The organism is Methanolobus sp. WCC4, from assembly GCF_038022665.1.
GTDB lineage: Archaea > Halobacteriota > Methanosarcinia > Methanosarcinales > Methanosarcinaceae > Methanolobus.
This window is the reverse complement of the sequence record NZ_CP150629.1, coordinates 2,045,865-2,058,559: the sequence shown is the minus strand read 5'-3', so window position 1 is coordinate 2,058,559 and position 12,695 is coordinate 2,045,865. Positions and strand designations below refer to the sequence as shown.

Annotated in this window: 10 protein-coding genes; 7 read left to right on the top strand and 3 right to left on the bottom strand. The window is 42.1% G+C overall.

Annotation, left to right across the window (positions count from 1 at the left end):
• The first annotated feature begins 145 nt into the window (after nucleotides 1–145).
• The 5 genes from V7O63_RS09865 (at nucleotide 146) to V7O63_RS09845 (ending at nucleotide 8,571) form a co-directional block, all read left to right on the top strand.
• The gene (locus V7O63_RS09865) at nucleotides 146–3,313 is read left to right on the top strand and encodes a PAS domain S-box protein (protein ID WP_340818331.1); all 3,168 of its coding nucleotides are present in this window, start codon (nucleotides 146–148) and stop codon (nucleotides 3,311–3,313) included.
• A gap of 639 nt (nucleotides 3,314–3,952) precedes the next feature.
• Nucleotides 3,953–4,717, top strand: coding sequence for a methanol--corrinoid protein MtaC (gene mtaC, locus V7O63_RS09860; RefSeq protein WP_340818330.1), 765 nt, complete (start codon nucleotides 3,953–3,955; stop codon nucleotides 4,715–4,717).
• An 11-nt stretch (nucleotides 4,718–4,728) separates the two neighbouring features.
• Nucleotides 4,729–6,108, top strand: coding sequence for a methanol--corrinoid protein co-methyltransferase MtaB (gene mtaB, locus V7O63_RS09855; RefSeq protein WP_340818329.1), 1,380 nt, complete (start codon nucleotides 4,729–4,731; stop codon nucleotides 6,106–6,108).
• 471 nt (nucleotides 6,109–6,579) lie between these two features.
• Nucleotides 6,580–7,611 (top strand): PKD domain-containing protein, encoded by a 1,032-nt coding sequence (locus tag V7O63_RS09850; RefSeq protein WP_340818328.1) that lies wholly within the window; start codon nucleotides 6,580–6,582, stop codon nucleotides 7,609–7,611.
• A 204-nt stretch (nucleotides 7,612–7,815) separates the two neighbouring features.
• Nucleotides 7,816–8,571: a class I SAM-dependent methyltransferase gene (locus V7O63_RS09845; protein WP_340818327.1), complete on the top strand. Its 756-nt coding sequence runs from the start codon at nucleotides 7,816–7,818 to the stop codon at nucleotides 8,569–8,571.
• 14 nt (nucleotides 8,572–8,585) lie between these two features.
• On the opposite strand, the gene V7O63_RS09840 is transcribed toward V7O63_RS09845, so the two are convergent.
• Nucleotides 8,586–9,074 carry a type IV pilin N-terminal domain-containing protein gene (locus tag V7O63_RS09840; protein ID WP_340818326.1) on the bottom strand — a complete coding sequence of 163 codons (489 nt, stop codon included), beginning with the start codon at nucleotides 9,072–9,074 and terminating at the stop codon, nucleotides 8,586–8,588.
• 306 nt (nucleotides 9,075–9,380) lie between these two features.
• Nucleotides 9,381–9,704: a Rieske (2Fe-2S) protein gene (locus tag V7O63_RS09835; protein WP_340818325.1), complete on the bottom strand. Its 324-nt coding sequence runs from the start codon at nucleotides 9,702–9,704 to the stop codon at nucleotides 9,381–9,383.
• 344 nt (nucleotides 9,705–10,048) lie between these two features.
• On the opposite strand from V7O63_RS09835, the gene V7O63_RS09830 reads away from it, so the two are divergent.
• On the top strand, nucleotides 10,049–11,416 hold the full coding sequence (locus V7O63_RS09830) for a DEAD/DEAH box helicase (RefSeq protein WP_340818324.1): 1,368 nt from the start codon (nucleotides 10,049–10,051) through the stop codon (nucleotides 11,414–11,416).
• A gap of 306 nt (nucleotides 11,417–11,722) precedes the next feature.
• Complete coding sequence (gene eif1A / locus V7O63_RS09825; protein WP_340820833.1) at nucleotides 11,723–12,058, top strand: translation initiation factor eIF-1A; 336 nt, start codon at nucleotides 11,723–11,725, stop codon at nucleotides 12,056–12,058.
• Nucleotides 12,059–12,379: 321 nt separating this feature from the next.
• Here eif1A and V7O63_RS09820 read toward each other — a convergent pair whose 3' ends face one another.
• Nucleotides 12,380–12,586, bottom strand: coding sequence for a TRAM domain-containing protein (locus V7O63_RS09820; protein ID WP_340818323.1), 207 nt, complete (start codon nucleotides 12,584–12,586; stop codon nucleotides 12,380–12,382).
• Nucleotides 12,587–12,695: the final 109 nt, after the last annotated feature.

The window sequence follows — 12,695 nt, the reverse complement described above, 5'->3', positions numbered from 1 at the left end:
ATTATGGTTGGATCTTACATGTATTTAACATCTCCTTTTTTCCCGGAAAAGAAAAGAGTTCAGAAAAGTGGTTTTTTCAAGAATGCATAATAACTGTAACTTTTAATCTAATATGAATAAGTAAAAACACTTCATCTATAATGTCGTGAGAGAATATATCACAGAAGGTGGTCGTATCATCAATTCTGAAGATCAGATAGAAAAAGATCATATGTCCTGTATGGGGGATATGAGGTCCGCAAACCCGGTACCTATCATTTCCTTTCTATGGGGCGATGGTGCTGCAAGGCCAGTGATATCTGTCTCTGATAATATCTCACTTCTGGGCTATTCTCCTGATGATCTCATCTCTGGAAATATCACTTTTTCGGATATAGTACATCCTTCATACAACAAAGAGCTTACAGAAAGTTTCTTGGAATTCAATCACAGGGATGAAAGTTCTTTTTTTACTGCAGAGTATGGGATCATCTCTGCCGATGGCAGGGCATGCGATGTAGTTGAAAATACTTACCGGGTCAAGCAGGATGGTAACTACCTTTTCCATGGGATCCTCTCCCTGAAAGGGGAATTTGGTCCCAATGTCTCCGGGGATTCAGAAAAGAACTATTGCAGGAATATTGTTGACAGCATACAGAATCCCCTTTTGATACTCGATAGCAAGTTCCATGTATTTTCTGCTAACGAATATTTCTATAATCTTTTCAAACTAAAGCCGGAGAACACCGAAGGCCGACACTTTCTGAGTCTCAGCAATGAGAACAAAGAGGAATTGACTGCTTTTCTGGAGAAAGGACTTGAAGAGGACTATTTCTTTGAATACCAGGAGGTAGATTGTGTTATTGAGGGTCTTGGTATACGGACAATGCGTCTGACTGCAAGACCTCTTGATGTCGGTATTGGCTCTGAGCGACGTATCCTCCTTTCCATAGAGGATGTAACTGACAGAAAACTGGCCGAGGCTGAACTCAAGGCATCTGAGGAAAAGTATTCCACACTTGTTGAGAAAGGCAATGACGGTATCCTTATCATTCAGGATGGAAAACTGAGCTTTGTAAACTCGAAATTCTCCCAGATGACCGGTTACGGGATCGATCATTTTCAGGAAAGTGAATTCTTCTCAGCGGTTCCTCTGGAATATTATCGAATGATATCAAAGAGGCTGAAGAAGGTCCTGAAGGATAAACGGAGTATCAAAAGGAATGATGAGGTAGAGTTCCTGAAAAGTGATGGGAATACCTTCCCGGCCGAGATCAGTCTTTCTTATGTATCCTATGAAAAGCATCCCTCTGTTATGATGGCTGTCAGGGATATCTCTGAAAGGAAGCAGGCTGAAGCTGAGCTTAAGGCATCTGAAGAGAAATACTCAAAACTTGTTGAGAAGGGTAATGATGGTATTATCATTCTGCAGGACGATATTTTCAAATTCATAAATTCTAAATTCTCTGAACTGACCGGTTATTCCAGGGAGGAATTGTTTGAACAGAATTTCCTTGATCATGTACCGATCGACTATCAGCGGATGGTCGGTAAACGTATTAAGAAAGTACTGAAAGACAGGCATAGTATTCGCAGGAACGATGAGATCGAGTTCCTGAAAAAAGCTGGAGGAGCCTTCCCTGCTGAGATTAGTCTTTCTTTCATCATGCATGAGGAAAAACCTTCTGTTATGATGGCTGTCAGGGACATCTCTGAAAGGAAGCAGGCTGAAGCAGAGCTCAAGGCTTCTGAGAAAAAATATTCCACACTTGTAGAAGAAGGTAATGATGCTATAATCGTGGTGCAGGATGAGATGCTGGTATTTGCCAATATGATGTTCAGTAAGATAACAGGCTTCTCAAAAGCAGAGGTAATTCACAGGCCATTCGAGGATTTTCTGCCCCTTGAATACAAACGCCTTGTGATGACGAAATTCAGGAACAGTCTCGAAAAGAACCGTAAAGCTTCCCTGAAATACGAGATAGAACTGGTCTCAAAGGATGGACTGAATACTCCTACTGAGATCAACTCCTCTATAATCGATCATGAAGGCAGCCCGGCTATCATGGCTATTATCAGGGATATAACCGACCAGAAGCAGAAGGAAAAGGAACTACTAGATCTTATAGAAGTTCAGAAGGTACTGGAAACAGTTATCAAGAGCAGTCCTGCTGTCGTCTTCTTCTGGAGGCCTGATGAGGACTGGAAGGTCGAATTCGTATCAGAGAATATCTCTCAGTTCGGTTACGATGCCAATGCGCTGATGTCAGGCGATGTTCTCTACGGTGATATTGTTCATCCCTCTGATGTTGAAAGGCTCACTATGGAATATGATATGTTCTCAGGTGAGGAAAATCTGTCCTTTGAGTATCGTATCCTTACAAAAGCAGGAGAGGTCAGGTGGGTTGATGAGAGATCGGTCATCAAACGTGATGCAGAAGGAAATGTCCAGTATATCCAGGGTATCATTGTAGACATAACCGAGCGCAAGAATGTGAAGAGCTTCATGCAGATAGGCTCTGATATGGGTATGCTTTTCAGTCCGCTTGGTGATGTCGGTGATATGTTCTCACAGCTGGTAGAATTCACCACTCAGATGGATGATCTTGATTGTGGTGCACTTTATCTGGTAGATGGATCCACCGGAGATATGAACATAGTAGCTCACTCCGGCCTGTCATCTGATTTTGTAAAGGGTGCAAGACATTACAGTGGCAAGTCCATCCATGCGCGCCTTCTCAAGACAGAGTATCCATTGTATACACGGTATTATGAACTGACATCGATGATTCCTGGTGAGAAATTAAGCTTTGAAGGACTTGAAGCCACAGCACTTATTCCTATCAGGTATGGTATGGAGCTTGTAGCCATACTGATGTTATCATCCCATAGTGCCTATGCAGTGCCTTTTGAGGTAAGGGACTCCCTGGAAGCGATAGCTTCCCAGATGGGTCCGGTCATCGGTCGTATGCGTGAGCAGGCCGATGTACAGAACAATATCAGGAACCTGAAGGTAATTTTCGAGTCAATGAACGATATGGTGTTCATGCTGGATAGTGATGGATGTATACTTTATGCGAATCCTTATTCATACCAACGGCTTGGATATTCGGAAAATGACCTGATCGGAATGAACCTCGTCAATATCTATCCACAGAAGATGCTTCTTGAGGTTGCAGCTGAGATCAGGGATATACTGGAAGGCAGGGCACATGTCTGTACTATTCCTTTTGAATCTTCAGAAAGTGAGGTCATACCTGTTGAGATGCGCTGTTCTGCGGGGCAACTGGATGATGACCCAATAACGATATGCGTTAGCAGAGAAATGGTATAATATATCTCTTTTGGTCAGGATGTGGCTTTTTTCCAGATATCTTACTCTTTATTCCTGAGTAATTTATGTCTACTTTATTATATTTAGTTATTTTTTCATTTTTATTCATAATGAGTGTCTGGATTGTGATTTTATCAATTACTCTCTGAATTTACTGTCTGCTAAACCTAAAATCCGGAATGTTGTTCTATTTAAATGTAATGGTCTTTTTTCTGGTAACTTTTTTTTATTCTCTTTGTATTTTTTAATATCGATATGCATCGGTAGTCTTTTTTTACTATTTTGTATGTTATTGTCTATTGTATATTCTGAGCAATACATTTCTTTTTATATAGTTATTTTAGATAATCTTTTGATTCATTATATAATAACATTTGCCTATATTTTGTAGCTGCTGCATTACACAAATGCACATGAATTAAAAAAACACTATCAATAACGCATATAAATCTTAATTTTTATATTGGTTTGATTTTTCTCAAATAGTAATACTTATATATGTGTACATTAGCAAGATAACCTTTATATATCATGAAAAAAGTGGGTATTTTGAGGTTCGAGAGAACCTTTTTGTGTAGATTGGATTGAGCTTGACCCAAGCTCAAAGAACTAAACTATCCAAATTGAAGGAGGTATAGAATGTTAATAGTAGACAAAGAAGGTATCCTTATCAGATACAACGTTAAAATGGAAAAATCAATGACCCCTGAGGAAGCAGCAGCTGAACTCTATCCAAAAGATGAGTTATTCAGAGCAATCGCAGAAGCGATCTTCGAGGGTGAAGAAGATGATGTCATCGAAGGTCTTGAAGCAGCTATCGAAGCAGGCAAGGACCCAATCGCACTCATCGACGATGCACTTATGGTCGGTATGAAGGTAGTAACAGACCTTTATGACCAGGGTGTAATCTTCCTTCCAAACGTAATGATGTCCGCAGACGCAATGCTTGAGGGTATCGAGTTCTGTAAGGCACAGGGCGATTCCACACCAGAGCCAAAGGGCAAGGTCGTCTGTATGGTCGCAGAAGGTGACGTACACGACATCGGAAAGTCAATCGTAGCAGCTCTCCTCAGAGCAAACGGCTATGAAGTCATCGACCTCGGAAGAGATGTCCCAGCAGCAGAAGCAATCGCAGCTGTCAAGGAATACGAGCCAATCATGATGACCGGAACTGCACTCATGACAACAACCATGTACGCATTCAAGGAAGTCAACGACCTTCTTGTAGAAGGCGGACTTGAGCTTCCATTCGCATGTGGTGGCGGAGCAGTCAACCAGGACTTCGTATCAACCTACTCACTTGGTGTATACGGAGAAGAAGCAGCAGACGCACCAAAGATGGCAGACGCTATCATTGCAGGCGCAGACATTGCAGCACTGAGAGAGAAATTCCACAACCACTAAGGTGATCACAAATGGCAATTAACAGATTTACATCAATGGCATATTCCGAAGCAGATGAGATGGTCTTCGGTAACGCAAAGAAACCTGTGAAAGCAGGTCTTGACCTCGAGATAGGAGCAGGATACACAACTGCAGAAGTTAACTACGCACCAAGGCCAGAAGCTGGTGAGTCTATGGAGAAGCTCGTAAACGAGTACCAGAGAATCACAAAAGACATCATGGCTAGAATGGTCCAGGTCGGTTTCCCATCCGTAGTACTTGAGACAGAGCACGTTCAGCAGATGACCAACAACCCATCATGGGGAGCAGCTGTAGCACACGCACAGAAGACCATCATGGAAGAGTACCATGAAGAATATGGAATCAAATGTGCACTGAGACACACCCCTGGTGACATCAGAGAGCACAAAGAGTTCATGGAGCTCAGAGGCGACAAGATGACAGTGGTCATGGAGTCCTTCGAACAGATCGCAGAAAGCGGCGCAGACCTTCTCTCCATTGAATCAATGGGTGGAAAGGAGATCTTCGACTACGCAGTACTCAGGAACGACGTTCCAGGTATGCTCTACGCAATCGGCTGCCTCGGTACCATGGACATGGAATACCTCTGGCAGGAGATCGCAAAGGTAGCTCAGCAGAAGGGCGTAACCGCTGCTGGTGACACAGACTGTGCACAGGCAAACACCGCAATGTTCATTGCAGGTGGTCTCCTCGACAAGAACCTTGCACACACCCTTGCAATCCTCGCAAGAGCAATCTCCGCTCCAAGATCACTCGCAGCATACGAGGCTGGCGCAGTAGGTCCAGGAAAGGACTGTGGATACGAGAACATCATCGTAAAGGCAATCTCCGGTATGCCAATGTCCTTTGAAGGTAAGACATCCACCTGTGCACACTCCGATGTCATGGGTAACCTTATCATGCAGTGCTGTGACCTCTGGTCAAACGAGTCTGTTGAATACCACGCAGAATTCGGTGGTACATCAGTACAGTGCTGGTCCGAGTCCCTCAACTACGACTGTGCTCTCATGAACACAGCTCTTAAGTCAGGAAACGAGAAGATCCTCAGAGACCTCCTCATGGCTTCCGACAGATTCAGAGACCCACAGTCATATGTCCTTGCATACGACAACGCATACGCAGTCGGTGAAGCAATCGTAAAGGACGGAGACGACATCTTCCTCCGTGCAAAGAACGCTGCAGTAGCATGCTGTGACACTCTGAACAACGCAGAGGGTCTTGAGATGACAAAGTTCGAGCTCGGTGCACTCGCAAAGGCAACCGCAGAACTCGACGCAATCACCTCAGAGTCCGAGACATTCATGAGCGAATGCATGGAGAAGTTCAAGACAGAAGTACCAGTCTTCAAGCCAGAGAACTACGCTCTCTAAATGTAGTACTAAGAAGTTTTTCTTCGGAAAAACTTCTTTCTTTCATATTTCAAAAACGAAATATCATATCACAATTATCACTAAAAATTAACTCCACAATAAAATTCATAGGCTTTACAGTAAAAAACAGGGTCACAACGCCATCAATTCTACCTCCAACTCCACAACCTTCATTTTATGGCATGTGTATCGAACCTTCCCTCTGTAAAGCCTTTGAAAAATTCACTCTTCTATGTTTCTCATTCTTCTGTTCATTTGAATAGGGTTATATTCAAGGACATAATGATTAAAAGTATCACTTTTCCAGTTTATTCTGAGATAAACTGTTATTTATGTACACACTTCCTTATTTCATGTACATATTCGGGTGATCCATACTCATTACCCTAATATGCATAAACAAGCATCCTCAAATGTGGTGCGTTCATGAATCTTCCAAAACGATCTAATCTATTCTTCATTTTTATCCTAATGACAATTATCACTGTTCTGGGTCTTGCAGGGAACACAAGTTCGGAACAGGTTGATGTAAGCGAGATAAGTGTGATCCCATCTTCCTATCAGGTAGAGCCGGGAAGCACGTTTAATGTAATGGTAGAACTTATGCCAGTAATTCCTGTTTCCGGTGTACAGTTCGATATGACGTATACTGATGAGAGTACTTCAGTTGTTGCTATTTCAGAAGGGGATATCTTCTCCCGTTATGGTGCATCAACCGTCTTTGAAGTGAAAGAGAATATGCAGAGCAGTACCAGTTCCGGAACTGTCTATTCTGCGCTCATTGGGAACACGCCTGTATCAGAGGCAGGTACGGTTGCGTCTCTGACCATGAATGCTGGAAATAATGTCGGATATATGACTCTTGGTCTTGAGAATGTCATTGTAAGTGATGCTTCTTCAAATTCCGCAAATTATGTTGTGAACGATGCCACAATACTGATAGATTCAAGACCTGTGTTGGTCGATACCGGCACGGTGCAGATCACTGAGAACAAGGTCCTTGACCTGACCTTGCAGGCAACGGATGCAGACAATGACGTTCTCTTATTCTCAGCAGCTTCCCTTCCGGTGGGAGCTATATTTGATGCTTCAACAGGGAACCTCTTGTGGACACCTGATATCAGTCAGGTAGGTACACATTCCATAGATGTTGCGGTAACAGATGGCTATCTCACTGATACCGGAGTCCTGACAGTAGAAGTTCTTCCTTCAGACCTTTCACCGGTCGCCTATGCAAATGGTCCGTATGATGCAAGGGTTGGAAAGAAGATGAAACTTGCAGCCACCGGTTCCTATGACCCTGACGGAACTATAATGTCATATACCTGGGACCTTGGTGATGGTACAACTGCAGTTGGTTCGACCGTTTTCCATGCATACAACACGGCAGGTGTATACACAGTAACACTTACTGTTATGGATAATGGAGGCAACACCGATACATCAGTTACAACCGTGACCGTTGAGAATTTCTTCAAGTACTATCTTGACAAGTTCAGGTAAACAAATAAAATGTAATGTAAGGGATAATGTCAGGAGCTACAGATCTCCTGCTATCCCGTTTCTTCCAGTGTATCTTCTGATCATGTTCTACTTTCAGTGTGTGCTGGTACTTTATATATTCAGTTCTCACTGGCATGTTTTAAAAACGTAATTATTAACTACAGAGCACAACAGATTTAATCTGTATTTTCCTTAAAAATATTTATGAGTGAATCACCTATTTTTGAGATATTTGACGGATTGCCCAGACAGGGTCCTGGCAGCAATGAATGTACTGAAAAGGCCTTCAGGACAATACCCTCTGTTCCAGATGTATCCCGGATCCTTGACATTGGTTGTGGTGTGGGTATGCAGACGATCCATCTTGCAAGGATCTGCAATGAATGTCACATCACTGCAACTGATATTTACCAGCCATTTCTGGATGAACTGATGGAAAATGCAGCAAAAGAGGGACTTGAGGACAGGATTAGTACGGTCTGTGCTTCTATGGATGACCTTCCGTTCGAAGCCGGGGAATTTGATGTTATATGGGCTGAAGGTTCTATCTTTATCATTGGTTTTGAAAAAGGACTTTCATACTGGAAACAATTCCTGAAAGAAGGAGGTTATATGGCAGTTACAGAAGCAACATGGTTCAAAGATGAACCTTCTGCGGAATCACTTCAGTTCTGGCAGGAAAGCTATCCTGATATCAGGGATATACCTGACACTGAAAAAGTCATCACGTCAGCAGGATATAATATCATTGACCGCTTTAAGCTGCCAGCTTCTGCCTGGTGGGATGACTATTACATCCCTCTGGAAAAAAGACTCGATGATATCAGTGATAAATATAAAGGGAACACCGAAGCAGAAATGATAATCGAGTTTTCCAGAAAAGAGATAGAGGTCTTCAAAGAACACTCAGATGAATATGGTTATACGTTCTTCGTTTTCCAGAAGAACGCAAACAAATGACCTGTTACTTATATTTAGAATCTGGCACTGATGTCAGCTATCATCTGCTGACTATTGACATCAAGGACCCTGATATCAACTGTCTCACCACTCTGAGCGATATCGGTGTGGTCAGCATTTGGCAGAGTGCTGTTACCAATGCATACGTCACCACCTGCAATGTACAGGTAGAGTGAATCGCCAGTAGTGAATTTCCTGTCGCTTTCAGTGACAAGGTTTGAGAAAGATACAGTACCATCAGCGTTAGAACTGCCTGAAATAATTATCTTTGTCTGTGCTTCAGTGAATATTAGTTCTTCGCCACCCTGATGTGTTAACTTGACGACTATGTCTGAGCCGATACTGTCGCTGGATGCTATTATGCCTGCCTGTGGGGCACTCCTTATAGGGTCAGGTCCTATTACTGAGAAAATAACTCCTGTAAGGATGACGGCTACAGCTACCATCATGATGGTTCCTATGACCGGAGATAACGCTTCTGAGTTCTTGAATGATCTGTACAATTTTCCACCTCTATATATTAAAATAGCATGAAGCAAGCCCCGCTCCATGTATGCCTATAATCTAAAATACCTTTTAAGCAGTTATAATATAAATATATATTTATATTGTAAGTGTTCTTTAATTCCAGTATTCCGGACATTTGTAATTCACTATTCAGATCATTACCTGGAAATATATGCTATACTGTATAAAATAAATTATCCATGCTTCATGGCATATGCTACTGGCATGGTCATAACAGGAAGTGTTACTGTGTATGCACTGACGGATATATAAGGATCCTAATCCTCTTGTAAGGGTATGTCCTAAATAAGGATCTCTATATTACCATCCTCTATTTTTGTCTCGAAGATGTCCACCCTTGGGTCATCTATATCGATATATTCTCCTGTATCAACATTCTCTCCGGTGCGGATGTCAAATCCCCAGTTGTGGCAGGCACATTTAAGTGTATAGTCCTCAAGTGTTCCGTTCTTAAGAGGACATCCTTCATGAGGACACTCATTCAGGAGTGCAAAGATATCATTATCTTTCCTGATAAGGGCGATCTGTTTGTTCTCTGTTTTAATGACCTTGATCTTCTCTTCTTTCAGGTCTGCATCTTTCATTGCGACTATCCACTCTGACATGATCAATTTCTCCCTATTTTCCCATAATTGTTTACTATGGTTCATTCAAATGTTCATGGGATATCCTGTTTGTAAACCTACAGGTAATGACAAATACTCCCATAAAGCCCACTGTTCTCCTTTTATAAATAAATTAGCTCTGATATGCTCATTTAACTGTAGGGATCTATAGCATCTATGCGGTCTGATCGTCAGGATATCCGGTCCTGATCGCCAGAATTGCCAGCCTGTTCTTCCTTATCACCGACAGACTTAACTCCATTGTTGCTGTTAGTAAAGCACTGCTCTTTTTTGTTTTGTCTTGCCAAAACAATTTGGGACATTTATTCTTAAAGAGGGCCAAATTGGAAACAGATCATGATGATGTCACTCATCCCATGTTTTACATGCAGGGCCACATAATCACAGGAACTATTACTATGGAATCATCAACTTTTAAAGACCTTCAATTATCACGTAATATAGAAAAAGCAATAACTGACCTGGGTTTTGAAGAACCCACTCCTATTCAGTCCAAGTCTATCCCTTTTATTCTTGAAGGCAGGGATGTTATCGGCCAGGCCCAGACAGGTACAGGTAAGACCGCATCATTTGGCATACCAGCTCTTGAAATGGTCAATGCCAGAAGCAAGAGGACCCAGGTACTTGTGCTTTGTCCTACAAGGGAACTTGCAAACCAGGTTGCAGAGGAAATGGGTAAACTTGGTAAATATACAGGGGCCACGATCCTGCCTGTTTACGGTGGACAGAATATTGATAGACAGATAAAGGCCCTCAGAAGGGGTGTTCAGATCGTTATCGGTACTCCGGGAAGGGTACTTGACCACATCGAGCGCAGAACATTGAAGCTGGATGGTCTTGAAATGATCGTTCTGGATGAGGCTGATGAGATGCTTGATATGGGATTCAGGGAGGATATCGAAAGTATACTTAGCAGTGCTCCTGAAGAAAGGCAGACCATTCTTTTCTCTGCTACCATGCCAAAGCCTATAATGAAGCTCACGAAGAGATATCAGCAGAATCCTGAGCATGTAAAGACCATCCACAAGGTAGTTACGGTTCCGAATATGGAACAGGCATATTTTGAAGTTAAACATCATATGAAAACGGATGTCCTTTGCAGGATGATCGATATCCATGATGTCAAATCTTCCCTTGTGTTCTGTAATACCAAGAAGAAGGTGGATGAGCTTGTTGCTACCCTCAAGACAAGAGGTTACCTTGCAGATGGTCTTCATGGTGATATGAAGCAGAACCAGAGAGAGAAGGTAATGGCATCTTTCAGGAAAGGAGAGATAGAGACCCTTGTGGCTACAGATGTGGCAGCCCGTGGTATCGATGTGGAGAATATCGAGGTAGTATTTAACCTGGATATGCCACAGGATGAGGAATCATATGTCCACAGGATCGGCAGGACGGGACGTGCAGGAAGGCAGGGAATGGCATTCACCTTTGTCACCCCGAAGGAGATCTATAAGATCAAGAGCATCCAGAAGTACACCAAGACAAAGATCCAGTGCCGCAAGATACCTACCAGGAGCGATGCCGAGGACTTCAAGGCCAATATGCTCGCAAAGAAAGTGAAAGATACTATTGATGAAGGTCATCTTGGTAAGTATATCCACTGGGTGGAGCAGATGCTTGATGAGGACTGCACATCAATGGATGTTGCTGCGGGTCTTGTCAAGATAATGCTCGCTGACAAGAAGTGATGCACTAAGATGGTGCAATAACGGGAATATAAGCAGACAAAAGGAATTATAAGAAAATATGCAGGTGTCATCTGCTGTTTTCTTATAAACATATGATACATATTATATACTTTGGATCTATCATATAAAGAAAGGACAATGCCCATGTAGATGCTGCAAAAATAACTTATTTTTCAGCAATTAGAATGGCATGATATGTTCTATCGGACAGGATATTCTTGCTTCTGATCATCTGTCAGTTGCATTTCTTATGATTATCCTTTTGAATAGGACAGGAATAAAAAGTTCACACATAGAGGAATTAATCTGGCTAATTATAGAAGTAATAAAAGGAAGAGTAACGCAAGTGGAGGAAACCCTGAGGGTGAGGTCGTCAGGGTAAGGACCCCGCGTAAAGAGAATGGTGAGGTACTGGCAACAGTTTCCAGCTTACTCGGAGCTAACAGGGTAAGATTACAGTGTATGGACGGTGTTGTCCGTATGGGTCGTATCCCTGGTTCCAAGAAGAAGAGAATGTGGGTACGTGAAGGTGACATCGTTATAGCAACCCCCTGGGAGATCCAGGATGAGAAGGCTGATGTGATCTGGAAGTACACCCGTCCTCAGGTCAACTGGCTGGAAAAGAAGGGTTACCTCAAGTAGATAAGATGAATTTATTTATTCATCTTTTCTGAGGTGCCATTCCGTTTTTTGTTTTTACACTTCAATTTTTCATCATGATCTTGCATTGTATCGTAATTTAATTTTTATTTCTAATTCTGCAATTCTTCTCTTTTCCTGACCAGAGGTCATGGACGATTATATTCTGAAGTGATATGTCCTGAACATATCTGAGAATAGAAAGAATGGATTCGGGAAGAAAGAAGTTGATGTGATAAAAAAGATATTAAAATACGTTAGTTGAATAAGATATATTGAAAAAATGCTGAAGTATCATTGGATACTTCAACAAAAGTGAAGTGCTTAGTCAGCTACTTCACCGAATGCGAACTTTCTGAGAACCTTTGTTACTTTGATGGTTACTTCGTCGCCTACGGATGTGCCTGGGACGAAAATTACGAAACCGCTTACTCTTGCAATTCCGTCGCCTTCTCTTGCGATATCTTCAATTGTTACATCGTATGTCTCGCCGGCATCTACTGGCGCTGTGGATTCTTCTCTGTTAAACATTTTAAATATACGTCCTTTTAATTTAAGCTTAAAATACTGAGTAAGCTGAAAACATAATGCAAAATAGTAATCTACAATTTAAGTAAATGCCATTAATGCCTGTACGTTT